This window comes from Embleya sp. NBC_00896 (genome assembly GCF_045207785.1).
In the GTDB taxonomy this organism is placed as follows: domain Bacteria; phylum Actinomycetota; class Actinomycetes; order Streptomycetales; family Streptomycetaceae; genus Embleya.
Window position 1 is genome coordinate 2,192,088 of the sequence record NZ_CP108776.1, and the last position, 25,847, is coordinate 2,217,934.

At 72.0% G+C, this 25,847-nt stretch carries 24 protein-coding genes and 1 pseudogene; 13 read left to right on the plus strand and 12 right to left on the minus strand.

The genetic code is table 11. The annotated features are described in order from the left end of the window. The first annotated feature begins 63 nt into the window (after positions 1-63). The 7 genes from OG928_RS09785 to OG928_RS09815 all read left to right on the plus strand — a co-directional run bounded on the left by OG928_RS09785 (position 64) and on the right by OG928_RS09815 (position 11,705). The gene (locus tag OG928_RS09785; RefSeq protein WP_406281753.1) at positions 64-1,335 is read left to right on the plus strand and encodes a sensor histidine kinase; all 1,272 of its coding nucleotides are present in this window, start codon (positions 64-66) and stop codon (positions 1,333-1,335) included. Continuing rightward, on the plus strand, positions 1,332-2,003 hold the full coding sequence (locus OG928_RS09790; RefSeq protein WP_406281756.1) for a response regulator: 672 nt from the start codon (positions 1,332-1,334) through the stop codon (positions 2,001-2,003). Before OG928_RS09785 ends, OG928_RS09790 begins: the two co-directional genes overlap by 4 nt. Positions 2,004-2,343: 340 nt before the next feature. Continuing rightward, positions 2,344-5,178 carry a class IV lanthionine synthetase LanL gene (gene lanL, locus OG928_RS09795; protein ID WP_406281759.1) on the plus strand — a complete coding sequence of 945 codons (2,835 nt, stop codon included), beginning with the start codon at positions 2,344-2,346 and terminating at the stop codon, positions 5,176-5,178. Positions 5,179-5,183: 5 nt separating this feature from the next. After that, positions 5,184-7,001, plus strand: a complete 1,818-nt coding sequence (locus OG928_RS09800) for an alpha/beta hydrolase family protein (protein ID WP_406290876.1) — start codon at positions 5,184-5,186, stop codon at positions 6,999-7,001. Positions 7,002-7,080: 79 nt separating this feature from the next. After that, positions 7,081-7,218 carry a VenA family class IV lanthipeptide gene (locus OG928_RS09805; RefSeq protein ID WP_406281762.1) on the plus strand — a complete coding sequence of 46 codons (138 nt, stop codon included), beginning with the start codon at positions 7,081-7,083 and terminating at the stop codon, positions 7,216-7,218. 246 nt (positions 7,219-7,464) lie between these two features. After that, entirely contained in the window at positions 7,465-9,237 is a 1,773-nt protein-coding gene (locus OG928_RS09810; RefSeq protein WP_406281765.1) for an ABC transporter ATP-binding protein, read from the plus strand. 365 nt (positions 9,238-9,602) lie between these two features. After that, positions 9,603-11,705, plus strand: coding sequence for an ATP-binding cassette domain-containing protein (locus OG928_RS09815; protein ID WP_406281768.1), 2,103 nt, complete (start codon positions 9,603-9,605; stop codon positions 11,703-11,705). Positions 11,706-11,875: 170 nt separating this feature from the next. Here the strand turns inward: OG928_RS09815 and OG928_RS09820 are convergent, their stop codons facing one another. The 4 genes from OG928_RS09820 to OG928_RS09835 form a co-directional block, all read right to left on the minus strand. Continuing rightward, positions 11,876-13,024, minus strand: coding sequence for a hypothetical protein (locus tag OG928_RS09820; RefSeq protein WP_406281771.1), 1,149 nt, complete (start codon positions 13,022-13,024; stop codon positions 11,876-11,878). 124 nt (positions 13,025-13,148) lie between these two features. After that, positions 13,149-14,078 carry a 3-oxoacyl-ACP reductase gene (locus tag OG928_RS09825; protein WP_406281774.1) on the minus strand — a complete coding sequence of 310 codons (930 nt, stop codon included), beginning with the start codon at positions 14,076-14,078 and terminating at the stop codon, positions 13,149-13,151. 162 nt (positions 14,079-14,240) lie between these two features. Next, positions 14,241-15,317, minus strand: coding sequence for a Zn-dependent alcohol dehydrogenase (locus OG928_RS09830; protein ID WP_406281777.1), 1,077 nt, complete (start codon positions 15,315-15,317; stop codon positions 14,241-14,243). Between the two features lie 224 nt (positions 15,318-15,541). Further along, the gene (locus OG928_RS09835; RefSeq protein WP_406281780.1) at positions 15,542-16,402 is read right to left on the minus strand and encodes a MaoC/PaaZ C-terminal domain-containing protein; all 861 of its coding nucleotides are present in this window, start codon (positions 16,400-16,402) and stop codon (positions 15,542-15,544) included. A gap of 161 nt (positions 16,403-16,563) precedes the next feature. On the opposite strand from OG928_RS09835, the gene OG928_RS09840 reads away from it, so the two are divergent. After that, entirely contained in the window at positions 16,564-17,247 is a 684-nt protein-coding gene (locus tag OG928_RS09840; RefSeq protein ID WP_406281782.1) for a PaaI family thioesterase, read from the plus strand. Between the two features lie 148 nt (positions 17,248-17,395). Here the strand turns inward: OG928_RS09840 and OG928_RS09845 are convergent, their stop codons facing one another. The 8 genes and pseudogenes from OG928_RS09845 to OG928_RS09880 form a co-directional block, all read right to left on the minus strand. After that, the gene (locus OG928_RS09845) at positions 17,396-18,961 is read right to left on the minus strand and encodes an ABC transporter substrate-binding protein (protein ID WP_406281785.1); all 1,566 of its coding nucleotides are present in this window, start codon (positions 18,959-18,961) and stop codon (positions 17,396-17,398) included. Positions 18,962-19,318: 357 nt separating this feature from the next. Then, entirely contained in the window at positions 19,319-19,492 is a 174-nt protein-coding gene (locus tag OG928_RS09850; RefSeq protein ID WP_406281788.1) for a hypothetical protein, read from the minus strand. After that, positions 19,493-19,609 (minus strand): annotated as a pseudogene (locus tag OG928_RS09855) (transposase); the annotation flags it as partial. A 264-nt stretch (positions 19,610-19,873) separates the two neighbouring features. Further along, positions 19,874-20,119, minus strand: a complete 246-nt coding sequence (locus tag OG928_RS09860) for a DUF397 domain-containing protein (protein ID WP_406281791.1) — start codon at positions 20,117-20,119, stop codon at positions 19,874-19,876. After that, entirely contained in the window at positions 20,086-20,265 is a 180-nt protein-coding gene (locus OG928_RS09865; RefSeq protein WP_406281793.1) for a DUF397 domain-containing protein, read from the minus strand. Before OG928_RS09865 ends, OG928_RS09860 begins: the two co-directional genes overlap by 34 nt. A gap of 189 nt (positions 20,266-20,454) precedes the next feature. After that, the gene (locus OG928_RS09870; protein ID WP_406290878.1) at positions 20,455-20,559 is read right to left on the minus strand and encodes a DUF397 domain-containing protein; all 105 of its coding nucleotides are present in this window, start codon (positions 20,557-20,559) and stop codon (positions 20,455-20,457) included. Beyond that, positions 20,538-21,572, minus strand: coding sequence for a Scr1 family TA system antitoxin-like transcriptional regulator (locus OG928_RS09875; RefSeq protein WP_406281795.1), 1,035 nt, complete (start codon positions 21,570-21,572; stop codon positions 20,538-20,540). The genes OG928_RS09870 and OG928_RS09875 overlap by 22 nt, the downstream gene beginning before the upstream one ends. A 137-nt stretch (positions 21,573-21,709) precedes the next feature. Next, complete coding sequence (locus OG928_RS09880) at positions 21,710-22,399, minus strand: TetR/AcrR family transcriptional regulator (protein WP_406281798.1); 690 nt, start codon at positions 22,397-22,399, stop codon at positions 21,710-21,712. Between the two features lie 133 nt (positions 22,400-22,532). On the opposite strand from OG928_RS09880, the gene OG928_RS09885 reads away from it, so the two are divergent. From OG928_RS09885 to OG928_RS09905, 5 genes are all read left to right on the plus strand, one after another. Next, complete coding sequence (locus tag OG928_RS09885) at positions 22,533-22,835, plus strand: hypothetical protein (RefSeq protein ID WP_406281801.1); 303 nt, start codon at positions 22,533-22,535, stop codon at positions 22,833-22,835. A 74-nt stretch (positions 22,836-22,909) separates the two neighbouring features. After that, positions 22,910-23,806 carry an SDR family NAD(P)-dependent oxidoreductase gene (locus OG928_RS09890; RefSeq protein WP_406281804.1) on the plus strand — a complete coding sequence of 299 codons (897 nt, stop codon included), beginning with the start codon at positions 22,910-22,912 and terminating at the stop codon, positions 23,804-23,806. A 90-nt stretch (positions 23,807-23,896) separates the two neighbouring features. Then, on the plus strand, positions 23,897-24,892 hold the full coding sequence (gene rarD, locus OG928_RS09895; RefSeq protein ID WP_406281807.1) for an EamA family transporter RarD: 996 nt from the start codon (positions 23,897-23,899) through the stop codon (positions 24,890-24,892). Beyond that, positions 24,889-25,539 (plus strand): organomercurial lyase, encoded by a 651-nt coding sequence (gene merB, locus OG928_RS09900; protein WP_406281810.1) that lies wholly within the window; start codon positions 24,889-24,891, stop codon positions 25,537-25,539. The genes rarD and merB overlap by 4 nt, the downstream gene beginning before the upstream one ends. Before the next feature lie 52 nt (positions 25,540-25,591). Continuing rightward, on the plus strand, positions 25,592-25,843 hold the full coding sequence (locus OG928_RS09905; protein WP_406281812.1) for a hypothetical protein: 252 nt from the start codon (positions 25,592-25,594) through the stop codon (positions 25,841-25,843). Positions 25,844-25,847 lie beyond the last annotated feature (4 nt).

Genomic DNA, 25,847 nt, shown 5'->3' on the forward strand with positions numbered 1-25,847 from the left:
GACTCGATCGGCCGATACCGCCCGCAGTCGTCACCCCCGCCCCAATGATGTTGGGATGGGGCCGTGAGCGATCCGACCGCTGTCTGGCGCCGACCCGTGCCGTTCCATCTCCCCGGCCTCGCGCCGCCGATCCGCCGCGACTGCGCGATCGGCGGCGTCGTGTTCCTGGCGGCCCTCTTCGTGCTCGCGAGTCACGCCTACGTGAACTGGGGAGCCTGGCAGCCCTCCCCCTGGCTGCGTCTGCTCCCGCTCGTCCTGCTCGGCGTCGCGGAGTGCCATCGCAGCACGTCACCGCGCTTCACGCTGTTCTTCGGCGCGATCGCGGTGATCGTGGACATCGCGTTCGGGCCGTCCGTCGGCGCGCTGGTCATGTGGTCGGACGTGCTCTACGCCGCCTCGGTGTACGGCAGTTCCCAACTCGCCCTGCGCCTGCTCTACGGCAACGGCGCGATCATGCTGCTCGGCGCGGGCGCGATCTGGGCGATCACCCAGAGTTTCCGGACGTTCGTGCTGGCCATCCTGTACATCGGCCTGGTCGGCCTCTCCCCCGTGCTCACCGGCTTCTCGGTGCGCGAGCACCGCGAGAAGGCCGAGGTGGAACGGCTGCGCGCGGCCCAGACCGCGCGGCTCGCGGAACTCGACCACCAGGCCGCGGTGGCCGCCGAACGGGCCCGGATGGCACGCGAGTTGCACGACGTGATCGCCAACCACCTGAGCGCGGTGGCCGTCCAGTCCACCGCGGCGCTCTCGGTCAAGAGCCTCGACGAGGCGCGGCTGCGCGAGACGTTGGAGGTGATCCGCGAGAGCAGCGTGCAGGGCCTGACCGAGATGCGCCGGATGATCGGTCTGCTGCGCTCGGACAATTCGCCCGAGGAGCCGGTGTCGGTGCCTCGCCTGGCCGAGACCGACCGACTCGTCGAACACGTGCGCCGCGCGGGCCTGATCGTGGACATCGAGGTCACCGGAGTGGTGCGCGAGTTGCCCACGCCGGTGGACCTCGCGGCGTACCGGGTGGTCCAGGAGACGCTCACGAACGCGCTCAAGCACGCCACGCCGCAGGAGTTGCGCCTGGTCTTCGCGTACCGGGCGGATGATGTGGTGATCACCAGCGACAACGGGATCGACCCCGATCACGTGACCCGGCTGCCCGGCGCCCGCGCCGGACTGGTCGGCATGTCCGAACGCGTCTCGCTGCTCGGCGGCGTGTTCGAGGCGGGCCCGCGCGCGGGCCGGTGGCACGTGCGCGCCGAACTCCCGTGCGGTGCCGACGTGGTGCTCGGCGCGCCGGACCCGGGAGTCGCCGCCTCGACGAGACCGAAGGATGGGGCCGCGTGAGCGACACCGGGACATTGCGGGTGCTGGTCGCCGAGGACCAGGGGGCGGTCCGGGCCGGTCTGGTGCTGATCCTGGACGCGGCACCGGGCATCGAGGTGGTCGGTCAGGCGGCCGACGGCGAGGACGCGGTCGCGCTGGCCCGCGCGCTGCGGCCGGACGTCGTGCTGATGGACGTGCGGATGCCGCGCCTGGACGGGATCAGCGCGACCCGTGAGCTGACCGCCGAGGGTCTGGACGTGCTGGTCCTGACCACCTTCGACCTCGACGAGTACGTGTTCGGCGCGCTGCGCGCGGGCGCGGCGGGCTTCCTGCTCAAGACCGTCGACGCCGATCGACTGGTCGAGGCGGTCCGGCTGGTCGCCCGCGGGGACGGCTTCGTCGCGCCCGAGGTCACCCGCCGACTGATCTCCGCGTTCGCGAGCCCCGCGCCCGCCCGTGCGGGCGACGTGCCCGACGTGTCGTCCGAGGCGCTCGCGTCGCTCACCCCGCGCGAGCGCGACGTACTGGCGTGTCTGGGACGGGGTCTGTCGAACCAGCAGATCGCCGAACAGCTCGACATGGCGGAGGCCACCGCGAAGACGCACGTGAGTCGGATCCTGACCAAACTGGGCCTGCGGAGCCGGGTCCAGGCCGCGATCCTGGCTCGGCAACCGGGAACCGACCGGTAACCCGATCAGCCCATCCCCAGCCGCATGGTTGTCGCCATGGCGGCGCTCTGACCTGCCGTTATCCGCGAGATCGGGAAATATGCAGATCAACCGACCAACCAACCCTGAACACAGGTCACTTCACTCAAAGGGGTGAAGGGGGCCGCAACTCGTTGAGCCGGCCCGAACGCGCTGCGTACGGTCATGCCGTCCCGCCGGGGGGAGCGATCCGGGGCGGGACGACCAAGCCGACGACCGAGTCACAACGGTCGGCCGGCAACCGTTTCCGGGCACCGGTCGACGAGCGCGAGGCGCGTCGTCGAGCGGGGCGCCAGGGCGCAGTCGAGGGGGAAGTCCAGGGATGGCTACGACGACTCGTGGGCACCGTGCGGAGCGCATCGGCAGCCACGGCGCGCCGGGTACGAACCTGGTCGACCGCGTCCGTGCGGCGCTCGATCGCCATGCGGTCGGTGCCCGGGAACAGGATCACGACCGGCCCGCAGCCGAACCCGGCGCCGACTGGGACGTGCGCTCCGACGACTTCTGGTGCACCGTGCGCCCGCCCGGCCACACGGTCCGGGCCCAGGGATGGAAGATCCACGTCAGCGCGCGGACCGGGGACGCCCCGCACGTGCTCGGTCGGGTCTGCGACGTGGTGCTGCCGCGCCGGGTCGCGTTCAAGTTCGCCGGTGACGTCGAGCGGCTGCGGCTGCTCAACTCCCGGGAGGCGGACCGGGCTTCGGCCGGCAAGTTCATCACGGTCTACCCCGACGACGACGAGCAGTTCATGGAGCTGGTGGACGCGCTCGACGAGGTGACGCGCGAGCTGACCGGCCCGGGCATCCTGTCCGACCGGCCGTGTCGACCCGGCAGCGTCGTGCACTACCGCTACGGCGGATTCGGGCAACGCGCCGTGCTCGGCAACGACGGGGGCTACCGCGCGGTGCTCACCGACCCCGACGGGGTCGCCGTCGACGACACCCGCGAGGCGTGGTTCACGCCGCCGCCGTGGGCACCCGATCCGCTGCTGAAGCGGGCTCGTTCGGCCCCGGCCGCGCCCGCCGCGGCCCGGCCCTCCGGTGTGCTGATCGCCGGCCGGTTCGCGGTCACCGCGGCCCTGCGGCACTCGGCCAAGGGCGGCGTCTTCCTCGGCAAGGACACCACCGACGACACCGACGTCGTGGTCAAGCAGGCCCGCGCGCACATCGAGGTGGACCGCTCGGGCCGCGACGCGTGCGCCGCGCTGCGGCACGAGGCGGTGGTGATGCGCCGGCTCGCGCACACCGGTGTCACGCCCCGGCACGTGGCGCTGGTGGAGGAGGCCGAGACGGTCTTCCTGGCCCAGGAACGGGTGGTGGGCGTGCCGTTGCGCGCCTGGGTCACGCAACACGCGCAGGACCCCGACGTGCCGTGGCAGCGGGCCCGGACGATCGTCGAGGGGCTGGTCCGGCTGGTCGCGATCGTGCACGGCGAGGGTCTGGTCGTGCGTGACCTGTCGCCGACGAACGTGCTGGTCGGGCCGGACGACACACTGCGGCTCGTGGACCTGGAGCTGGCCGCCGAGATCGGCTCGCGGGCCGGCGCGGCGGGCACCCCCGGCTATCGGGCGCCCGAACAGCGCGCGACGGTGGACGGCGGGCACACGGTGACGCCCGCGGCCGACCTGTACAGCCTGGGCGGCCTGTTCTTCCTGCTGGCGACCGGCGCCGACCCCGCGCTGCCCGAGGACGTCGGATCGAGCCGCGGCACGTCGGAACGCCTGGGCGCGTGGCTGGACTTGGCGGTGCGGCACGGCGGGACGGCGGCCGAACTCGCGCCCGCGATCCGCGGCCTGTGGCACGAGGATCCCGCGCTGCGGTGGTCGCCGGAGCGGTTGCGCGACTTCGTCGCGGGCCTGCCCGCCGAACTCGACGACGACGCCGGAGCGAGTCGCCAGGACGAACCGGACGGGCCGCGCCCGCATCCGGACACCGAGGGCGACAAGGTCCCGCCGCACCCGCAGCCGCCCGAGGACGACGGGCTGCTCCTGGACGGGCTCGCGCACCTGGTCGCGACGATGACGCCGGGGCGGGTCGATCGGCTGTGGCCGATGACGGCGGGGGCCGCCACGATGGACCCGTGCAGCGTGCAGTACGGCGCGGCCGGGGTGCTGGGTGTGCTGGCCCGGGCCGCGCACACGACGACGCTGGAGCCGCGGCTGCGGTACACGCTGCACCGCGCGGTCGAGGACGGCGCGAAGTGGCTGCGCGATCGCGCGGCGGCCGAGCCGGTGGTGCTGCCGGGCCTGCACTTCGGCCGGTCGGGGACCGCGTGGGCGCTGTCCGCCGCCGCGGCCCTGCTCGGCGACGACGAACTCGCCGCCGACGCGGCCGACCTGGCGTTACGGGTACCGATCACGTGGCCCAATCCGGACGTCTGCCACGGCGCCGCCGGGGCCGGTCTGCTCCAGGCCCGGATGTGGCGGGCGACCGGCGACGAGCGGTTCCGGCAGCGCACGGTCGCGTGTGCCGACGCGCTGCTCGGCGCGGCTCGGCAGGCCGGCGACCTGACCCTGTGGCCGGTGCCGCGGGACTTCGACTCGCGGCTCGCGGGGGTGGCGCACCTGGGCTTCGCGCACGGCGTCGCCGGCGTGGGCACGTTCCTGCTCGACGCCGCGCTCGCCACCGGGCGCGAGGGCTACCTCGACGGCGCGCGGGCCGCGGCGCGCACGCTCACCCGGACGGTGCGGGGTCGGGGCGACGAGGCGTGGTGGCCGCAGGGCCCCGGCGATCCGGCCGACGTGCGGCTGGCCTACTGGTGCAGCGGTTCGGCCGGCGTGGGCACGTTCCTGGTCCGGTTGTGGCGGGCCGACGGCGATCCGCAGCACCGCGACCTCGCCGAGCGGGCCGGCGCGGCGGTCCGGCGGGCCCGGTGGCATTCGGGTACGACGGCCTGCCACGGCCTCGCGGGCAACGGCGAGTTCCTGCTCGACCTCGCCGAGCTGCTCGGCGACGCCACCTATCGCGCCCACGCCGGCGAGCTCGCGGACCAGCTCCGAGCCCGTACCGCGCTGATCGACGGGCTGCGGGTGCCGGCCGACGAGACCGCGATCGGCACGTCGGCCTCGTACGGGACCGGCACCGCAGGTGTGATCGGCTTCCTGCTGCGGCTCGGCCACGGCGGCACTCGGCTGTGGTTGGACGGTGAGGACGCGTGAGCACGATGGTGTCGACTCGGCCGCTGCGGCGGATCAGCTGGTCGTTCTCGGCCGACGGCGGGCACGCGGCGTGCCTGGCCACGCCGGGCGACGGCACCTGGCGGGTCGAGTCCTGGTCGCTGCGGCCGGGCCGGGCGAGCGGCGCGCTGCCGGTCGGCACGGGCGCGCCCGAGCGGCTGCACACGCAGTTGCTCGCGCTGCCCGACGGGCGGGTGCTGGTGTGTCGGCACGAGCCGGGTCGGCACGACCTGGCCCTCTTGGAGGCCGACGCGGCGGGCACCGAACGGCATCTGACCACGATTCGGCTGCCGGGTCTGCGGCTGCTGCCCTATCCCGGTCCGGACGCGATCGCGATCGCGCTCGGCGCGGACACCACCCCCTCGACCACGATCTGGCTGGTCCGCGAGGACGGCCGGCTCGATCCCGCGGCCGAGCTGTCCGGCCTGTACAGCGGTGGGGTCTGGCTCGATCCCGGCGGTCGTCGGCTCGCCCTGGACGAGGTGCGGGAGGGGCGGATCAAGACCGTCGCACTCGACTTCGAGACCGCCACGGTGCGGCCCTTCCTGGAGCTGACCGACGACAGCAACGATCGACTCCTGCTCTGCGATCCGGTGAGCGGCCTGCTCGTGATCGCCAGCGACGCGCCCGGTTCGGACCGGCTCGGCTGGATCCGGCTGCCCGCCGACCGGTCGCAACCGCCGGGACAGGTGCGCTTCCCCGAGGTCGTCCACGTCCCCGACGCGCAGCTGCGGCCGATCGCCATCGCGCCGGACGGTCGGCGGGTCGCGCTCCAGCTGGATCGGGGCGCGACGTCGCGGCTCGCGATGTGGACGCCCGAGGACGGCAGGCTGACCGAGGTCGCGACGCCGGAGGGTTGTCTGGGCGCGGTCGGCCGATGGACCGAGCAGGGGCTGCGGATCCCGTTCTCGGCGCCGAATCGGCCGAGTTGCCTGGCCCGGCTGGACCCGGATCAACCGGGATCGTGGCGGCAGGACGGCGAGCCGGGCCCGTTCATCGGGTTCGACGACGCGGACCGGCCGACCTGGCGACCGGCACATCTGGAGCTGCTGGTCGGCGGTACCGGACCGGTCGAGTCGATCGTGTACGGCGGCCCGGACTGGCGCAGCGCCCGGCACGTGCTGTTGGCGCTGCACGGCGGTCCGGCCGCGGCCTGGCGGTTCGAGTTCGACCCGCTCCTGCAACAGCTCGCGGCGGCGGGCATCGCGGTGGTGGCGCCGAACCAGCGCGGCAGCACCGGCTACGGCGCCCGGTTCGCGCGCGAGCTGTACGGCGCGTGGGGCGGCCCGGACCTCGCCGACATCACCGCGATCGGGCGCACGCTGGGCGCCGAGCGGGCCGCGTTCGGGCTCGCGCCGCCGGCCCTGTTCGGGGTCAGCTACGGCGCCTACCTGGCGCTGCTGGCCGCCTCGTTCGCGCCGGCCGTGTGGTCGCGCTGTCTCGCGGTCGCGCCGTTCCTGTCCGGGCCGCGGTTGATCGCCGAGGCGTCGTTGCCGATCCGCGCGCTGATGACGCGGCTCGGGGGCGACACCGAATACATCGACGAGCAGGGGCCGCGCGACGTGGTCGCGGTGTGCGACCGCATCGCGGTGCCGCTGCTGTTCGTGCACGGCGACCGGGACGACACGATCCCGGTCGGCCAGTCCCGGGCCCTGCGGCACACGCTGCTGCGGCACGGTCGCGGCGAGGGCGTCGACTTTCGCTACCTGGAGCTTCCCGGTCTGGGCCACGAGGTCCTGGCCGGGGATGGGGCACCCGAACTCCACGCGCGCCTGACCGGTTTCCTGCAAACCGGCCGGGTGTGACGACAGGGGGGAATCGCCCCGCACCACCCGTCGCGGGAATTCGCCCGCGCCGGCGGCACCGTCCCGAAGGAGAATCACCATGGAGCACATCGAGACCGACCTCGCGGCCCTGCAGCAGCTCCCCGAGACCGAGTCGGTCGAGCTGGGCGGTCACGGCGGCAACGGGTGTCAGTTCACCTGCCTGCTGATCACCTGCCTGATCTTCACGATCAGCTAGTTCCGGCACGCACGAACCCGGGACCGGGAGTTCCTGCCGGAATCAGGAGCTCCCGGTCGCCGGGCCGGTCCTCAGCATCGCAATCGAACACGGTCGCGGCCAAGGGTCGCGGTGCGCGTGTCGCGGACCGCGCACATGTCGCGGGCGGTGCCCGCGCCGTCGCCGGCGACGCCGTGCCATCGCCGGCGTGCCTGGGACCCCGTTCACCGATCCGTTCAACGGTCCGCGCATCCGAGGAGTCACGCTGTGGCCGATGTACCGATAGCCACGCCGACCGCCCGAGAGCGCGGGGACCGTACCGGGACCGGCTTCCGCGCCGCGTCGCGCGCCGCGCCCGGACCCACCCTCGCCCTCGCCCTGGCCGTCCCGACCGGCTCGATCGCCGCGCTGCTGTTGCCCGCGGCCGTCGCCGGTTCGGTGGACGCGATCGTGCGCGGCGACTCCGCCGCGGGGCCGACCGTACGGCTCGTGGCCGTACTCGCGCTCGGGCTGCTCGCGGGGGTGGTCGTGGAGATCGCGGGGCCCGGGCTCGCCGCGGAGCTGACCGCGCGGCTGCGGCGGGGGCTCGCGGCGCACGTCGTCGACCTCGGCACGGGGGCACGGAATCCTTTTCCCACCGGCGATGTGACGTCGCGCCTGGTGGGTTCGGCGCCCGACGCGGCGGGTCTGGTGCCCGCTCTGCTCGGCACGCTCGGCGCGCTGGTGACATCGATCGGCGGGATCGTCGCACTGGCGTTGATCGATCCGTGGCTCGCGGTCGCGTTCCTGGGCGGACTGCTGCCGGGCCTGCTCGTGGTGCGGCTGTTCATGACCCGCGCGACCGATCTGTTCACCCGCTATCAGGTGGTGCAGGGCGGGATCGCCGCCCGGTTGACCGATGCGCTCGCGGGCGCCCGGACGATTCGGGCCTGCGGCACCCGTGATCGCGAAATCGCCCGGGTGCTCGCCCCGTTGCCCGAGTTGTCGGCGGCGGGACACGGCCTGTGGCGGGCCCAGCGCACCGCGGTCGCGCAGGTGCTGTTGCTCGCGCCGCTGGTCGAGTTGGCCGTGCTCGCGGTCGCGGGCCGGTTGCTCGCGGAGGGGCGGATCCCACCGGGGCAGTTGGTCGCGGCGGCGGGGTACGCGGCGCTCGGGCTCGGATTCCTGGAGCAGGTGGAGGCGTTGGTCGGGGTCGCGCACGCCCGGGCCGGGCGCGCGCGGGCGGCGGAGCTGCTCGCGGTGGCGCCCGCCGCGTACGGCACGGCCCGCACCCTGCCGCCGGGACGGGGCGAGTTGGTCTTTCGCGGGGTGCGCGTACAGGGCCGGGACGGGGGCCGGGTGGTGCTCGACGGGATCGACCTGACCGTGCCCGCGGGCGCGTGTGTGGCCCTGGTGGGCGCGTCGGGGTCGGGCAAGTCGACGCTGGCCGCACTCGCCGGGCGGCTGCGCGAACCGGACGAGGGCGAGGTGTTGCTCGACGGGCTCGCGGTGACCCGGCTCGCGCGCGGCGAGTTGCGACGGGGCGTGGCGTACGCGTTCCCGCGCCCGGTGCTGGTCGGCGCCGACATCGAGGGCGCGCTCGCGTACGGGCGGCCCGGGGTGGCCTCGGAGACGGTGACCCGGGCGGCACGGATGGCGTTCGCGGACGATTTCGTCCGCAGGTTGCCGGCCGGCTACGCGACCCGCGCCGCGGGGCTCGCACTGTCCGGCGGCGAGGTGCAACGCCTGGGCCTGGCCCGGGCGTTGGTCCAGGACGCACGCGTACTGGTGCTCGACGACGCGACCAGCGGCCTGGACACCGTCACCGAGCACCGCATTCACGAGGCGTTCCGCGCCAACCTCGCGGGCCGCACGCGTGTGGTCGTGGCGCACCGCGCGACGGCGGCGGCCGACGCGGACCTCGTGGCCTGGCTGGACGCCGGCCGGATCCGAGCCCTGGGCACGCACGCGGAGCTGTGGAGTGACCCGGCGTATCGCGCGGTGTTCGCCGCCGCCGAATCGGCAACGGGAACGGCACAGGCGAAGGGTGCCGGCCGATGAGCGGACGGTCCGGGGACGACGGACCGGCCGACGCGCCCGGGGACGCTTCGGGGGCATCCGCCTCGGGAGCGCTCTACGGCGAATCGCGGGTGTGGCATTCGACGGTGTCGGTGCACGCGACCGCGCTGCCCCGTCCGCTGCCCCGTCCGCTGCCCCGTCCGCCGGCGCGGCGGGCGAGCGCGGAGCGGGTCGGCGTCGATGGGGGCGATCCGGTCACCGCCGGCGGGGGCGGGGAGGCCGACGGGTCGGCCGGGGGCGAGGGGGGATGGCACGTGAGGGACGAGACGCGCGCAGGTGACGGTGACGGTGTCGGTGTCGGTGATGGTGCGGATCCGGGCAGGGGCCGTGGGGGGCGGCGTCGGCGGGTGATCCCGGTTTGGGAGCTCGGCGACGGGGCTTTCGAGGCCGTGGCGGGCGCGGGGGCGGGTGCCCAGGGCGGTACGGGCGGGGCCGGAGCGGGTGGTGGGTCGGACTCGGTGGTGGACGTGGACGTGGATGCGGCGGGCGCGGGAGCGGCGGCCGGACCAGTGGGCGAGATCGATGACGTGCCCGTCGGCTCGGGCTCGGGCTCCGGCTCGGGCTCGGGCTCGGGCTCGGGCCACGATCCCGTCCCCGCACGCCCGCGCCGCCGGGTGCCGCGCAGGCGGCACCGGGCCGGGCCCTACGGCGGTGGATTACGGGCCGGACAAGGGTTGCTGGTCGGGCTGTTGCGCGAGCGGCGGGGGCCGTTGCTGCGCGTGGTGGGCTGGTCGGTCGCGGAGGGCGTGCCCGCGCTGCTGTCGGGGGCGCTGCTCGCGGCGGCGCTCGATCACGGGTTCCTGGCGGGCCGGGTCGGGGTCGGCTTCGCGCTGCTCGGCGTGCTCGCGCTGGCGATGCTGATCCGCGCGGCGGCCACGTACGCGATGTTCCCGTACCTCGCGGCCGTCGTGGAGCCGCTCCGCGACACCCTCGTGCGCCGCGTCGTGTCCGCGGCGGTCCTCGACGCCACGTCCGGCCGGCCGGGCGCGGGGCACGACGCGGACGCGGTCGTGGCCCGGCTGACCGAGCAGGTCGAGAGCTGTCGCAACTTGACCGCGTCACTGCTGCGCACGCTGCGCCAGCTCGGCGTGACCATCCTGGCCGCGCTGCTCGGCCTCGCCGTGCTCGCGCCGGCGCTGCTCCCGCTCGTGGTGGTCCCGCTCGGGCTCGCGGCGTGGTTGTTCGTCCGGCTGCTGCCGCCGCTGGCCCGGCGGCGCCGCGCGCTCGTGCTCGCCGACGAGCAGATCGCGCTGCGTACGGGGCGGACCATGGCCGGCCTGGACGACGTCGTGGCGTGCGGCGCGCAGGATCGGGTGGTGGCCGAGATCGGCCGCGCCGTGGATGCCCAGGCGCGCGCGGCCAAGCTGCTCGCCCGCGCCTCGTCGGTGCGCCTGCTCGTGGTCGCGCTCGGCGGCCAACTCCCCCTGGTCGCCGTGCTGATCGCGGCGCCGTGGCTGGTGCGAGGCGGCCACTTGAGCGCCGGTGAGGTCGCGGGCGCGGCGCTCTACCTGGCCCAGCACCTGGAGCCGGCGGTGCGCGCGGCGACCGCGACCGTGGGCGGCTGGTTCCTGGAGTTGCTCGTGGTCGCCGGTCGGCTCGCCCAGGCCGGCGCGGCGACGCCCGAGAGCGTCCCGGCCGCGCGTACCGAGTCCGCCCCGTTCGACGCCGGCCCGCTCGTCGTGGACCGGGTCACGTTCGCGTACGGCCCGTACGCCGAGCCCGTCGTGCGGGACCTCTCGATGACCGTCGCGGCGGGTTCGCACCTCGCGGTGGTGGGCCCGAGCGGGATCGGCAAATCCACCCTCGCGGCCCTGCTGGCCGGGCTGCTGGCGCCGGATCAGGGCGTCGTGTCGCTCGCGGGCACCCCGCTCGCCGCGTGGCCGCCGGCGCGGCTGCGCGATGCGATCGCGGTGGTCCCGCAGGAGGCGTACGTCTTCGCCGGTTCCGTGCACGAGAACCTGAGCTATCTCGACCCGAACGTCTCGCGGGCCGACCTGGACCGCGCGGTCCGCCTGGTCGGCGCGGCCGAACTGGTCGCCCGGCTCGGCGGTCCACAGGGGCGGATCGACGACCCGGGCGCGCTGTCGGCCGGCGAGCGCCAGTTGATCGCGCTGGCCCGCACGTACCTCTCCCCCGCCCGGTTCGTGATCCTGGACGAGGCGACGTGCCACCTGGACCCGCCGACCGAGGCTCTCGCGGAGGCCGCGTTCGCGACCCGCGCGGGCGCGTTGGTGGTGATCGCGCACCGGATCGACTCGGCCCGCCGCGCGGACCTGATCCTGCTCATGGACGGCAACCGGCCCGAGCTGGGCACCCATCACGAACTGCTGGCGCGCTCACCGCTGTACCGCGATCTGGTCGGCGCGTGGGAGCACCGGCCGGCGGACGTGGCCGGCTGGTTCGAGCGCAAACCGGTCCGGATCGAGGAGGGCGCGCAGGACCGGGTGTGACCGGTTTTCCCGCGCGCCCGCGCGGCGTTCGGACCCGAACGCTCGAACGCTCGAACGCCCGAGTCCCGAACACCCGAATCCCGAAGGCCCAAGTCCGAACGCCCGCGTCCGAAGGCCCGATTCGGGCGTCGGCCCGCGTGGCCCGTCGCCGCACGTCGCCCGGTGCCGGCTCACGCGCCGTCGAGGATCTCCTTGAAGCCGTACGGCGCGTGCGGCCCGAAGAACAGCTGCTCGACCACGCCGACGCCGACCCGCCCCTCGCCGGTCAGTTCGGTCACCCGAATCACCTGCTGCTGGTGCTGGCGGTCGAACGCGAGCGGGTCGACCTTGTCGAGTTCCCAGCTCTCGTAGCCGACCTTCAGCTCGCCCTGCCACACCGCGTGGCCCCACTCGGAGTGCAGGTAGCCGAGCCCGGCCAGCAGGCCGCGCTCGCCGATCGGCTCGATCCGGTACGCGAACGGGTCGCCCGCGCCGTCGGTCATGTGGAACTCGCCGCCCTGCACGCGGCGGGTGCCGGGGACGAAGGTGAGCGCGTGGTGATGCGGCGTCAGCTTCTCGAAGGCGGGCTCGTCCTCGGGCACCGGGACCGCGGCCGGGTCGGGCAGCGTGCCCAGCGGCGTCGCGGCGACCCGCTTGCCGTCCACGTGGTACATGTGCCCGTCGGCGCGCTCGAACGAGGCCCAGAGGCTGACCTCGTCCGCCCAGTGGATCGGCGTCCACAGCCACAGCAGCGGGTTGAACGGCTTGGGGGCGCCGGCCTCGCGCTCGCCGACCGGCCGCACCCCCCACGAGCGGTCGCGGGTGCCGAGTGTGGTCGCGGGGTCGATCGCCAGCACCCGGCCGCCGGGCAGCGTCACGGTGCCGGACCACACGCCGAGCTGGGTCAGCCGGGTCGAGTCCATGATCACGTGGTGGCCGTTGCGGGTGGTGGTGCGCTCCTCCTCGATCGCGGCGGCGCGCGCGGTGAAGGTGAGGTCGCAGCCGAGGCCGTGCTCGTTCGGCTCGACGTACACCCGCAGCACCTTGAGCGGCGTGACCACCTCGATGCCGACCGGCCCCACGGTGAGGTCGAACCGGTCCAGGGCGGCGCGGCGGGACGCGTGCAGGCTGTGCTGGACGCCGTCGACGCTGATCGTGAAGTGCGCGTCGGCGACGAACCGGTTCGGGTACAGGCCGTGCGAGAACGCGAAGTAGAACGCGCCGTCGCGGTCGTAGCCGTTGAACCAATAGCGGTCGTACGCGTTGCGGTCCGAGGTGGCGGGGGTGGCCACCGGCTCGGGCGTCTGGTGGATCGGGAAGTCGTCGGCGGAGGTCAGCACGGGGAGCCCCTTCTTGGTGCTGCACGAAGGGAAGACCTTCGTGGCTGCTTCACGACACGTGTCAACGGTGCGGTCGAAAGCGGGGCCAGGGTGATTCCGCCACCCCGGCCCCGCGGCTCGTGTGTCAGCGCGGGTCGCGCTTGAGGAAGAGCAGGTCGTCGGCGGTGTAGCCGGCGCCGAGCTTCTTGTCCGCGTAGTGCGCGGAGAGCACCTGGTCCAGCTCCTCCGGCGTGAACGTGGCCTGCTTCGAGTCGAACTTGGCCTGGAGCGTCGGTCGTTCGATGACCGCGACGAAGCCGCCGTGCACGACGAACGCCTGACCGGTGACCTGCTCGGCGGCCGGGCTCGCGAGGTAGGCGACCAGCGGCGCGACGTGCTCGGGGGCCAGCGGGTCCAGCTCGCCCTCGGCGACGTTGTTCGCGGTCTCGCCGAACACGTGGGTGGTCATGCTCGTGCGCGCCCGCGGGCAGATCACGTTGGCCCGGACGCCGTACTTGACCAGGGCGTTCGCGGTCGACATGGTCAGCCCGACGATCGCCGACTTGGCCGCGGCGTAGTTCGGCTGCCCGGCGGAGCCGGCCAGCCACGCCTCGGACGCGGTGTTGATCACGCGTGCGTACACGGCGCCGCCGGTCGCCTTGGACTTCTCGCGCCAGTACTTCGAGGCGTGGTGGGTGGTGTTGAAGTGGCCCTTGGCGTGCACCGCCAGGACCGAGTCCCACTCCTGCTCCGTCATCGAGAAGATCATCCGGTCGCGCAGGATGCCCGCGTTGTTGACCACGATGTCGATCGAGCCGAACGTGTCGATCGCGAGCTGGACCAGCTTGCCGGCCGCGTCGAAGTCGGAGACGTCACCGCGGTGCGCGGCGGCCTTGCCACCGGCCGCGACGATCTCGGCGACGACGTCGTCGGCGGGGTTGGGGCTGCCTTCGGGGGCGAAGTCGTTGATCACGACCGCGGCACCCTGCTTCGCGAGTTCGAGGGCTTCGGCGCGGCCCAGGCCGCGGCCGGCACCGGTGACTACAGCGACCTTGCCATCCAGCGACGTGGTCATGCGGATACTCCCGTGGGGTCGAGGTTGGTGCTGCGGTCGCGTCTTGGCCGGCTGGGATTGTCGGTTCCCACCCGCCCACCCGTTTGCGTCGGGTGGGCGGGCCGCGGAATCACTGCGCCGCTTGCGTGAGGTGTCGAAGTGCCGTGGTGCCGTGCTGCTTCGTCAGAGCGTGACGATGGTGCGGATCGACTCGCCGCTCTTCATCAGGTCGAAGGCGTCGTTGATGTTCGCGAGGGTGAGGCGGTGGGTGATCATCGCCTCGAGGTCGAGCCGGCCCGCGCGCCACAGCTTGGTGATCCGCTCGTACTCGGTGACGATGTCGCCGCCGCCGTAGATGCTGCCGATGATCCGCTTCTGGTCGAAGAACAGCTCGAACATGTTGAACGAGACGTTGTCGTCCATCGCGCCCGCGCCGACGATGATCACGTCGCCGCCGCGGCGGGTGAGGTCGTACGCGCTGCGGGCGGTGAACGACTTGCCGACCACCTCGAAGACGTAGTCGAAGCCCTGGTTGGCCGTCAGGTCACGCTTGGCGTCCGCGGCCTGGTCCGGCGTGATCGCGTGCGTGGCGCCGAACTGCTTGGCCCACACGTGCTTGGACTCGGCCGGGTCGATCGCCACGATCTCGGCGGCTCCGGCCGCGCGCAGACCCTGGATGACCGCGATGCCGACGCCGCCGGCACCGATCACCGCGCATGAGGCGCCGGGCTCGATCCGCGCGCTGTTGAACACCGCGCCGACGCCGGTGGTGACGCCGCAGCCGATCAGGGCCGCGATCTCGTAGGGCACGTCGTCGGCGACCTTGACGGCGCACGGCGCGGCGACGACGACCTCCTCGGCGAAGGTGCCGGTGCCGGTGAAGCCGTACGACGGCGTGCCGCCGAAGGTGAAGTTCTGGGTGCCGGCGTTCATGAACCCGGCGAGGCACAGGTTGGACTGGCCGCCGCGGCAGTAGTTGCAGACGCCACAGGGCGGCGCCCAGCAGATGATGACCCGGTCGCCGACCGCGACGGTGGTGACGCCGTCGCCGACCTCGACGATCTCGCCGGCGCCCTCGTGGCCGGGTACGAATGGCGCGGGCTGGGGCAGGACGCCGGTCATCGCCGACAGGTCCGAGTGGCAGACGCCGGTGGCGTGCAGCTTGACCCGCACGCGTCCCGGGCCCATGCCCACGGCCTCGACGTCATCGCGAACGTCGAGCTTGTCCTGACCGGTCTCGTGCAGAACCGCTGCGCGCATGGAGGCTCCCTCGTCTTTCCTCGAACCAATACTTGGCCCGGTCAAGAACTATAACTTGTTCTCGTTTTGACTCAAGACCAATGACACGGTCAAGGTATCCGGCCCCAAGGGAAGGCGAAAGACGCGGGGGTCGCGAAACTCGCGCGCCAGCCCGGCGCCCGCGGACCATCGGCCCGGGCCGGGGCCATCGCCTGCCCCGGCCCGATGCGCGCCCCGATCGAACGTCAGGCGCTGTACTCCACCACGGTGTCCGAGAGGACGATCGCGTCGTCGCGCTCGACGGCGGAGGTGTTGATCAGCAGCTTGCCGTCCTCTTCCCACACGCGCACGCGCATGGTCTCGCCCGGGAAGAAGATGCCCGCGAACTTGGTCCGGTAGCGCTTGACCCGCGAGACGTCGCCGCCCAGGACGTTGTCCACGACGGCCTTCAGGGTCAGGCCGTACGAGCACAGGCCGTGCAGGATCGGAGTGTCGAAGCCGGCCGCCTTGGCGAAGTCCGGGTCGGCGTGCAGCGGGTTCCAGTCGCCGGACAGGCGGTACAGCAGCGCCTGGTCCGCACTGGTGGGCACGTCGATCGTGTGGTCGGCCGCCCGCTCGGGCACGTCGATCTTGGTGACCGGGCCGCGCTCGCCGCCGAAGCCGCCCTCGCCGCGGACGAAGATCTCGGCGCGCGAGTCGAACAGCTTGGTGCCGTCCTCCAGCTCGGCCGACGACTCCAGGACGATCACGGCGGCCTTGCCCTTGTCGTACACGTCGGCGACCCGGCTCGTGGCCCGGACGCCCTTGGCCTTGGCCGGGAGCGGGTTGTGGACGACGATCTCCTGGCCGCCGTGCAGGACCGCGCGCAGGTTGATGTCGATACCGGGCAGCGCGGCGAGGCTGCCGCCGACCTTGGTGCCGGCCACGGTCGCGAACGTGGGCAGCACGTGCAGGTTCTTCTCGTACGTGTAGCGCAGCTCGTCCGCGCCGGTGGCGGGCGTGCCCGCACCCAGGCCCAGGTGATAGAGGATCACGTCCTTGTTCGACCAGGCGATCTCACCCGTGCGGGGCTCGGCTCCGGTGGCCTTCGCGGCATCGATCGGCATGACGTCTCCTCTGCTGTGAACGCAACCTGTGACTGCGACTTGGAACCAACGTGGTGCCGCCTGCCTCGGCGGCCCCTCGAAACTAGAACTCGTTCTTTTTACATGCAATGATCGGCCATTCGCCCGGGCGAAGCCAGGGCTACGTCACCACGGGAGCCGTCATGACCGCCGCCGCCCCCGAACCTGCGGAGGCCGTCGAGCCGCCGCTCGTATCGGACGACGTATTGCGCGAGTTGCGCCTGACCTGGACGCCGCGACCGGAGCCCGACAGCGCCGGGCGCGCGGCGCGCCATCGGCTCGCCGAGGCGACCCGCCGCCTGATCGAGGCGGTGAAGTCGGTCGACCCGGACGGCGACGCGAGCTCGCTCGAAAGCGTAGCTGACGATGTATCAGATTTGGCCGCGCGGATCGCCTCGCTGCCACGTGTGGGCGACCGCACACCGACGTCGCGCGACCTCGCGCTGCACGAGCGCAGCCCCTTGGCCGGCGCCGCGAACCCGCTCGCACCGCCCCTGCACATCACCGGCGACGGCCCGCTGGTGCGCGCTCACGCAACGTTCGGGGACGCGTACGAGGGCCCTTTCGGGCGGGTGCACGGCGGCTACGTCGCGGCGGCGTTCGACGAGGTCATGGGCTGTGCGCAGTCCGGCTCGGGCTGGCTGGGGATGACCGGGTGGCTGACCGTGCGGCTGAAGCGCGCGACGCCGCTGCACACCCGCATCGACTACGAGGCCGGCGTCACCCGGGTGGACGGACGCAAGGCGTGGGTGACGGCCCGGTCGTACGCGGACGGCGTCCTGGTCGCCGACGCCGAGGCGCTGTTCATCCGGGCCCGCCGGGCCTGAGCACGGCCACGAGGCCGGGCCGTTCGGGCGGGTGCCGCCGGCCCGGCACGCGGTCAGGGGCGTACGCGATGTACGCCCCTGACGTGGTGTGTGCTGTCCCGCGCTCGGCCGAGTGGTCGTCCGGCCGAGCGCGGGCGCTGCTACGCGACTACTTGAGTGCGATCCGGTCGAAGAGGATCAGGCCGTCCTCGAACAGGGACAGGCCCTCGATCTTGGTGTTCTTGCCCTGGACCGCGGCCGCGAACGACTTCTCGTACGCGAAGAACGGGACCTCCTTGACGATCTCGGCCTGCACGGTCGAGTACGCCGCCTTGCGAACCGCGGCGTCCTCGGAGTTGCGGGCGTCGTCGAGCGCCTTGTCCACGACGGGGTTGGACCACTTGGTCCGGTTCTCCGAGCCCTTGGTGTGCGTGAAGTTGTAGAGCAGGGGCTCCGGCTCGTCGAAGGTGATCACGAACTCCGACGCCTGGAAGTCGTTGTTGATCAGCACCTTCTGGATGTAGGCCGCGCCCTCCAGGAACTCGGTCTTCATCGAGATGTTCTTCATCCCGTTGAGCTGACCCAGCCAGTACTCGGCCGTCAGTCGCGCGCTCGCGCTGCTGTTGGTCGTGTAGGTGAAGTTGAGCGGCTTGCCCTCGGCGGCCAGCTCGTCGAGCAGCTTCTGCGCCTCGACCCGGTTGTTCGTCGCGTAGACGGCCTCGGGGTTCGCGAACGGCGACGCGGGCTGGAACAGCCCCTTCAGCGTCTGCGCCGGGGAGCCCTGGATCGTCTGGTTGCGGTCGTCCGGGTTCATCGTCAGCGCGAACGCGCGGCGGGCGCGCGGGTCGTTGAACGGCGGCTTGGACGTGTCGAACATGGTCATGAACCCGCCGCTCTTGGCGTCGAGCGTGACCGTCATGCCGTCCTTCTTGGCCTGCTCGGTCGACGGGAAGTGCGCCGTCGTCATCAGCTGGGCCTGGCCGGAGGCCAGCGAGGCGAGGCGCTGCTTCTGGTCCATGACCGGCTTGAAGATCAGTTCCTTGAGGGCGGGCTTGCCCGTACCCCAGTAGGAACTGTTGCTTTCGAGCGTGAGCTGCGAGTCGCGCATCCAAGACTTGAGCTTGAACGGGCCCGCGCCGACCGGCTTCTGCGAGAACAGCTTGGGGTCGGACCGGATCGCCGCCGGCGAGCCGATGAAGGCGAGGTTGTGCGCGACGACGAGGTCGAAGTGGGCGTTCGGCGCCGGCAGCGTGACCTTGATGTTCTGCGCGTCGACGACGTCGAACTTCATCCCCTTGACGGCGTTGAACTGCACCGACCTGTTCACCGGGTCGGCGTGCCGCTCCCAGTTGAACTTCACGGCCTCGGCGTCGAGGGCGGTGCCGTCGGAGAACTTCACGTTCGGCTTGAGCTTGATCGTCCACACCGAGTTGCCCTCGGCTGCGGTCGCGCTCTCGGCGATCTGCGGCTCGGTCTTGCCGGTCTTCGGGTTGATCCAGAAGAGCATGTCGAACACGGCCGCGGCCTGGTTGCCGCCGGTGAGGGAGGACACCGTGGTCATGATCGGGTCGATGCCCTTGGCCTCCTGCGTGATGAGCACCGTCATCGAGCCGGAGGCTCCGCTGCCGGTGTCGTCGTCGCCGCCGCACGCGGTGGCGCCGAGGGTCAGGCCGACGAGCCCCGCGACTACGCCGGAGCGGCGCAGCAGGCGGGATTTGAAGGGTGTGGAGTTCACGGTTCGCACGGGACGCTCCTGCGTTCGGGAAGCACAAGGCACGCCGTCCCGGGAGCGGGGTGGCGTCGTTTCCTTGATCCTGACGTGGATGTACGGCCACGGTAAGGAAGAATCTGACGGTCCGTCAAATAACAATTCCGCACCGTCCGTGACCGTACGGCGGCCCCAACCCCCAAAATCAACCACCAGAGGTGACGCTCCGTCAGAAACCTTGACCGGCCGGCTCACCTCACGACGCCCACACTGCATCACCGGAAGCCCGAGCCCCAAATGCGGGGGGCCTCTACGTCTTTCGCCAAGGCGCCCAAGTTGGATTTGGGGCGGTCTGGGGGTGTGCCGCGCTCGGCGGTGAAGTGTTCAGTGGCGGGGCAGCGCCTCGGCCACGGCGGTCCGGGAGGGATCGATGGTGGTCCGCCCGTCCTCGATGTCCCACAGCGTGTTCTGCAACAGCCGGGCCAGGGTCCGGCCGGCCGCGCGCCGGCGGTCCGGCCCGAGCGCCTCGGTCAGCAGGTCGAAGCGGCGCCGCACCACCCCCCGTGGGGCATGTTCGCCGTGGATCGAGGTGCCCGGCGACTTGGTGGTGGGGGCCAGGCCGGCATAGGAGGCGAGCTGGGCGGCGGTGGGGAAGCCGGTGCCGTCGCCGACGGTGGGACACGGTCATGCCGGTCCCGGAGGCAGGCGGCCCTCTTGCAGGACTGCGAAAAACATAACGGGGGCGGATCGGGCGGAGATGCGGACGAGGGGAAATCGGGACGGGATCCCACGCGCGCCGCAGCGATTCGCGTGAAGCCACTCGAACACGGCGAACGACCTCTCACCGACAGGCGGCCCACGCGGGCGTTCGACGCGCGGCCGAGGGCCGGTCGGACGTCCTGGCGGTCGATCGACGGAGGCCCGCTCGGATACCGCCGGTCAGTGCCCGACGCCCGCCCTCAGGCGAGCCCACGCGGCCGGGTCGACGGTGATCACCGGAGAGTCGGCAACCTTGCTGTCCCTCACCCCGACGGCGGTTCCCAGGGCTGCGACCTCGACACAGTTTTCTCCTCCGCTGTGGCTGCTGGTCGTCCATCGCGCGTGAGCATCCATACCGTCTCCAATCGCGGCGTCCGCTCGGATACTGCCGGTCAGCGGCCGGCGCGCGCAATGAGGCAAGCCCATGAGGCCGGGTTGATGGTGATCACCGCGGAGTCGGCAACCTTGCTGTCCCTCACCCCGACGGCGGTTCCCAGGGCTGCGACCTCGACGCAGTTGTCATTGTCCGTGTAGGAGGAAGTGCGCCAACACGGTGCTACCTCGACCGCCATACGTGGTTCTCGTTTCCGCTCGTCGCTTCACCATGCTTGGCACAGAGCGTGCGTGTTCTCACGCACTCTCTGGACGCACCGAGCGGACCACCGCCGACAGTTGGACCACGCGGGCATCCGAGCTGCGCCCGAGGGTCGGTCGGATGCCCTGGGCGGTCGATCGACGGCGGCCCGCCCGGATGCTGCCGATCAGTGGCCGACACCCGCTATCAGGCGAGCCCACGCGGCCGGGTCGACCGTGATCACCGGGGAGCCGGCGACCTTGCTGTCCCTCACCCCGACGGCGGTTCCCAGGGCTGCGACCTCGACGCAGTCTTCTCCCCCGCTGTGGCTGCTGGTCGTCCATCGCGCGTGAGCATCCATGCCGTCTCCAGTTCCGCGAGCCTCTGCGCCACGAGTTGCATCGAGTCGTCCGCAGTAAGCGCTGCTGCCTGAAGTCGATCGTAAGCGAACGAGTACGCCGCGAGACATGCCGGCCGCGAAGTCCACGAAGCCCCGGTCAGGGCCTCGGTGTACACAACTCGCCTGTCCCCGAGGTCGAACAGCGTGAACGGACCGGCCATGCCGGGATGAGCACCGGCAGAGAGCGGCACCACCTGAAGTTGCACGTGGGGCAGCGCGGACACCGTGATGAGCAGGTGAGCGAGTTGGTCACGCAGGATCGCTGCGTCACCAACAGGGCGATGCAAGACGGGCTCGTCGATTATGTACAACAGCGCACGTGACCCGTCGGGGCGCGCCTTCAGGTGGGCGAGTCGCTCGGTGCGCCTACTTGCTCGCCGAATGACCTCGTCCTCGGGCAGCGCGGGCAAATACGCCCGGATCGCCGCGACCGCGTACTCGTACACCTGAAGAGGCCCAGGAATCAGACTGGATGCGTATGTGCGTGTGACCGCCGCCCGTTGTTCCACTTGGACGAGGCGGTCGACACGGGCGCTGGATCCTTCGTTCGGGTCGGTGCGCCACCACCCGGACTGCTCGCCCTCGTGCAGACCTTCGACGATGTCGACGACCTGGGCACTCGCGATCTCGTCCTCGAAACGACGTGAGCCAATCGGCGGCGTGAAGCCGAGCATGGTCAGCGGCAACCCGAACAGCGCCTCAAGCACCGTTTGGTAGTCGCTCGACGGCCACGGCGGCTCGGCACTCTCCCAGCGCCGGACCTGGCGAACACTGACGCCGATGCGGTACCCGCATTCGGCCGCCTTCGTCTCGAACGCGTCGGCCAGTCGCTGTTGGGAGTGCCACCCTCGCTGATGCCGGGCGGACACGAACGTCGGGTTGCCCGGCTCGATCGAGCGCTTCACGACGCCCCCAAGGTGGTCACCGACCACACGGTAACGACCCAAGTCGCCTCATATGGCCGGTTCATGACTCTTGGCCCGTGGCGAATGGTGGCGACTGCGGAGGTCGGCCGGACCGTTCGGCCTCCGCCGGTGGCGACTCAGGGGCGTAGGGCCTTGAGGGTGAGGGCGACCAGGCTGTCTGCGTATTCCTCGGTGAGTGGGCCGGAGCGGAGTAGCCAGCGCTGGTAGAGGGGGGCGTAGAGGAGTTCGAGGGCCAGGTCGAGGTCGACGTCGGGGGCGATCTGGCCCGCTCGCTGGGCGCTGCGCAGGCGTTCCTTCTTGGCCTCGTCTACGGGCGCGGCCATCTTCTCCCGGTAGAGCGCGGCGAGCTTGGGGTCGTTGATGATCTCGGAGTTGAGCGCGCGGATCGGACCCTCGAAGGCGGGGTCGGCGAACTCCGCGACGGTCTCGCGCATGAGGAACTTGAGGTCGGTCTCCACGTCGCCCGTATCGGGCAGCACAATGCCCTCCCCCGGATCGCTCAGCGCGAGGAACGCCTCGAAGACGACCTCGCCCTTCGAACCCCACCAGCGGTAGATGGTCTGCTTCCCGACGCCCGCGCGGGCCGCGATCGCCTCGATCGTGAGCTTCGCGAAGCCGAGTTCGGACACCAGCTCGCGGGCGGCGGTGAGGATCGCACGACGGGACTGCTCGCTGCGGCGGGACGGGTTCGGCTTCGCGCCCGCGCCCGCGCCCGCGCCCGCGCCCGCGCCCGCGCCGCTCGATCGGCCGGCGGCTTCGGTGCGGTCGGTGCCGGAGTTTTCGGTACCGGAGTGGTCGGTGGTCATGGCGGCATTCTACTCGATCAACGAGACGGCACGTCTCGTCTTGACAGCGGGATTTCGAGAGTGCAAGCTACGTCGAACGAGACGAACCGTCTCGTCTCGATGAATTGGATCGGCGAGCCCCGGAGGCGACCACATGTTCCGCACCGCGACCACCACCCCGAACACCGCTGCGTCCACCACCGCGAGCTCTGCCGTGGTCCACCCGGAGGCCGACGTCTTCTCCGTCGTCGATGTCCGCACCGCGAGCGAGCCGGGCCTGCGCCTCACCGCCGCGGCCGCCGGCGCGACTCGGGGCGCCTCGATATCGGTCGCCCCGGCGAGGACGCCCGTCGAGCGGCGCCGCGTTCACCGCCGGCGCGACCTGCCGGCCTCCACTCCGCACCCCCGGGACGTCGGCCGTCGAACGGCGACCTCGTCCGGCTACCGACCGAGGTGAGCACGACCTTGACCACCCCAGGCACCACCCCGAACACCCCGACCGACACTCACCGATCCGAGGAGCCGACGACCATGACCACCGCCACCCCCACCACCTCCACCCCTGCGACCGAGACCGCGACCGCGACCGGCATCGACCCGGCCGTCACCGACCGCACGTCGCGCGTCTGGTTCATCACCGGCGCGTCCCGCGGCCTGGGGCGCGCCTTCACCGAGGCCGCACTCGCGGCGGGCGATCGGGTCGTCGGCGCCTCCCGCGATGTCGCACCACTCGCCGACCTGGTGGCCGCGCACGACGGCCGTCTGGTGGCCCTGCCGCTCGACGTGACCGACCGCGAGGCGGTGTTCCGGGGCGTGGAGCGCGCGGTCGCGGCGTTCGGCCGACTCGACATCGTCGTCAACAACGCCGGCGTCAGCCTGATCGGCATGGTCGAAGAGGTGACCGAGGCCCAGGCGCGAGCACACTTCGACGTCAACTTCTTCGGTGCCGTGTGGGTGAACCAGGCAGTGCTCCCACACCTTCGCGAGCAGGGCTCCGGGCACATCCTCCAGGTGAGTTCGATGGGCTCCGGCGCCGGCTTCGCCTCCACCGGTTTCTACAGCGCGGGCAAGGCCGCACTCGACGCGGTGACGGGCGCGCTCGCGATGGAGGTCGCGAGGTTCGGGGTGAAGGTGACCCTGGTCCAGCCCGGCGGCTACGAGACGACGCTGTTCTCCCAGGGCCTGACGATGACCGACGAGCGGGAGGACTACGCACCGCTGCGTGCCGAACTGGCCGCGCTGTGGGCCGAGTCGAAGGACGCCGATCCCGCCAGGGCGGCCGAGGTGCTCATGGAGATCGTCGACCTGCCGAATCCGCCGCGGCGAATCATCCTGGGCGGCCTGGCCTACGACATGGTCGCGCAGCTCGAAGCGGACCGACGGGAGGAGTACGCCGCGTGGGAATCGCTCAGCCGCAAGGGCGACTGACGGCCCGGTCCACACCGCGACACCAACGCGGATCCACTTGTTCCGAATTGGCTCGTGACGACATGCCACCTCGCCAGTACCGTCGGCGGTATGGGTTCAGAACGGCGTGGTTTGTTGCTGGGCATGACGGCCTACGTCATATGGGGTCTTTTCCCGCTTTATTGGCCACACGTCAAGCCGGCCGGCGCCGTCGAGATCCTCGCGCATCGGATGACGTGGTCCCTGCTGTGCATGGTGGTGCTGCTCGCGGCGCTCAAGCAGTGGGCGTGGATCCGGGAGATCCTGCGCACACCGGCCAAGATCGCCACCATCACGCTCGCCGCCGTGATGATCTCGATCAACTGGGGCACCTACATCTACGGCGTCAACCACGACCAGGTCGTGGAGACCTCGTTGGGCTACTTCATCACGCCGTTGGTGCTGATCGGCATAGGTGTCGTGGTCCTCGGCGAGCGGCTGCGGCCGGTCCAGTGGGCGGCCGTGGCGCTGGGTGTCGCGGCGGTGGTGGTGTTGATCGTCGCGTACGGCCGGGTCCCGTGGATCGCACTGACCCTGGCCGCGTCGTTCGCGACGTACGGCTACATCAAGAAGCGGATGAACCTCCCGGCGACGCACTCGATGGCGGTCGAGACGGCCGTGATGTTCCTGCCCGCGCTCGGCTACCTGACCTGGTTGGCGTGGGCCGGCGAGGCCACGTTCGGACACGAGGGGGCTCCGCAGGCGCTGTTGCTGATGACGGCGGGTCTGATCACCGTGATCCCCATGCTGTGCTTCGCGGTGGCCGCCAACACCGTGCCGCTGAGCCGGATCGGGATGCTGCAATACCTGGCCCCCATCATCCAGTTCGGGATCGGCGTCGCGGTCTACCACGAGCCGATGCCGGCCTCGCGCTGGGCGGGCTTCGGCCTGGTGTGGGCGGCGCTGGCGGTGCTCACCTACGACGCGATCCGCCAGTCGCGGCGCGACCGCACCGTCGCTCCGGTGCCGGCCGCCCGGGTGTCCGCCGACACCGGGGCGGCCACGACCGCACCGTCCCGCGAGGTGCCGGTCGTCGCGGTGGCGCCCGAGAAGGAGACGACCGCGTGAGCGTCGAACAGTTGCGGCTGGCGGTCTACCGGGGCTTCGCCGAGACCGGGCGGGCCCCGTCCGATCCGGAACTGGCGGCCACCCTCGGGGTCTCGGAGGAAACGGTGCGCGCGGGGCTGTGGGCCCTGCACGAGCAGCGGCACATCGTGCTGCGCGACGACGCGATCGTGATGGCGCATCCGTTCAGCGCGGTACCGCTGGGGTTCTCGGTGATGGGCCGGAGCGCGCTGTGGTGGGGCGGCTGCGCGTGGGACTCCTTCGCGGTGCCGCACCTGGTGGGCGAGGAGGTCCTCGTGGCCACCCGCTGCCAGGGCTGCGACCGGGCGCTCGCGTGGAACGTGGGAACCGAAGTGCCGCCGAAGGGCGACGAGGTGGCGCACTTCCTGGTGCCGATCACGATGTTGTGGGACGACGTGGTGCACGCGTGCGGCAACCAGCGCCTGTTCTGCGACGAGGGCTGCGTCGACGGATGGCTGGCCCGCACGGGCCATGAGCGCGGATACGTGATGGATCTCGACATGCTGTGGCGGCTGGCCGAGCGCTGGTACGAGGGCCGCCTGCACCGGGGTTACGAACGCCGAGACCCCACCTCGGCCGCGGCGTACTTCGCCTCGGTGGGACTGCGGGGCCCGTTCTGGGGTTTCTAGGGCGTACGCCCTGAATGCGGCTGGTGCCGCGCCCGGCAACGTTTGCCCCGTCGTGGTGTTCGGTGCGATCGGCGTGCCGCCGGAACGTTCTCGTACTGTCTACGCGGACGGCGAGCCGGTGCGCGCCGAGGACGTCGACGACCCGTTCCGCCGCGGCCTGCTCACCCTCGCCCGCGCGACCAGCCGCGCCGACCGGGCCTGGCTGGAGGAGATCATCCCCGCCCTTGAGGCCAAGGCCGAGGCCGAGGCCGAGGCCGAGGCCGAGGCCGAGGCCGAGGACACCGCCGACACCATCCGCCGCTGAGACG

What these genes read in the sequence shown, in the direction of transcription:
- OG928_RS09830 (WP_406281777.1), bottom strand. Translation starts at nt 15,317, where the DNA reads ATGCGCGCAGCGGTTCTGCACGAGACCGGTCAGGACAAGCTCGACGTT.
- OG928_RS09835 (WP_406281780.1), bottom strand. Translation starts at nt 16,402, where the DNA reads ATGCCGATCGATGCCGCGAAGGCCACCGGAGCCGAGCCCCGCACGGGT.
- OG928_RS09880 (WP_406281798.1), bottom strand. Translation starts at nt 22,399, where the DNA reads ATGACCACCGACCACTCCGGTACCGAAAACTCCGGCACCGACCGCACC.
- lanL (WP_406281759.1), top strand. Translation starts at nt 2,344, where the DNA reads ATGGCTACGACGACTCGTGGGCACCGTGCGGAGCGCATCGGCAGCCAC.
- rarD (WP_406281807.1), top strand. Translation starts at nt 23,897, where the DNA reads ATGGGTTCAGAACGGCGTGGTTTGTTGCTGGGCATGACGGCCTACGTC.
- OG928_RS09825 (WP_406281774.1), bottom strand. Translation starts at nt 14,078, where the DNA reads ATGACCACGTCGCTGGATGGCAAGGTCGCTGTAGTCACCGGTGCCGGC.
- OG928_RS09885 (WP_406281801.1), top strand. Translation starts at nt 22,533, where the DNA reads ATGTTCCGCACCGCGACCACCACCCCGAACACCGCTGCGTCCACCACC.
- OG928_RS09800 (WP_406290876.1), top strand. Translation starts at nt 5,184, where the DNA reads ATGGTGTCGACTCGGCCGCTGCGGCGGATCAGCTGGTCGTTCTCGGCC.
- OG928_RS09890 (WP_406281804.1), top strand. Translation starts at nt 22,910, where the DNA reads ATGACCACCGCCACCCCCACCACCTCCACCCCTGCGACCGAGACCGCG.
- OG928_RS09865 (WP_406281793.1), bottom strand. Translation starts at nt 20,265, where the DNA reads ATGGCGGTCGAGGTAGCACCGTGTTGGCGCACTTCCTCCTACACGGAC.
- OG928_RS09805 (WP_406281762.1), top strand. Translation starts at nt 7,081, where the DNA reads ATGGAGCACATCGAGACCGACCTCGCGGCCCTGCAGCAGCTCCCCGAG.
- OG928_RS09860 (WP_406281791.1), bottom strand. Translation starts at nt 20,119, where the DNA reads ATGGGCTTGCCTCATTGCGCGCGCCGGCCGCTGACCGGCAGTATCCGA.
- OG928_RS09840 (WP_406281782.1), top strand. Translation starts at nt 16,564, where the DNA reads ATGACCGCCGCCGCCCCCGAACCTGCGGAGGCCGTCGAGCCGCCGCTC.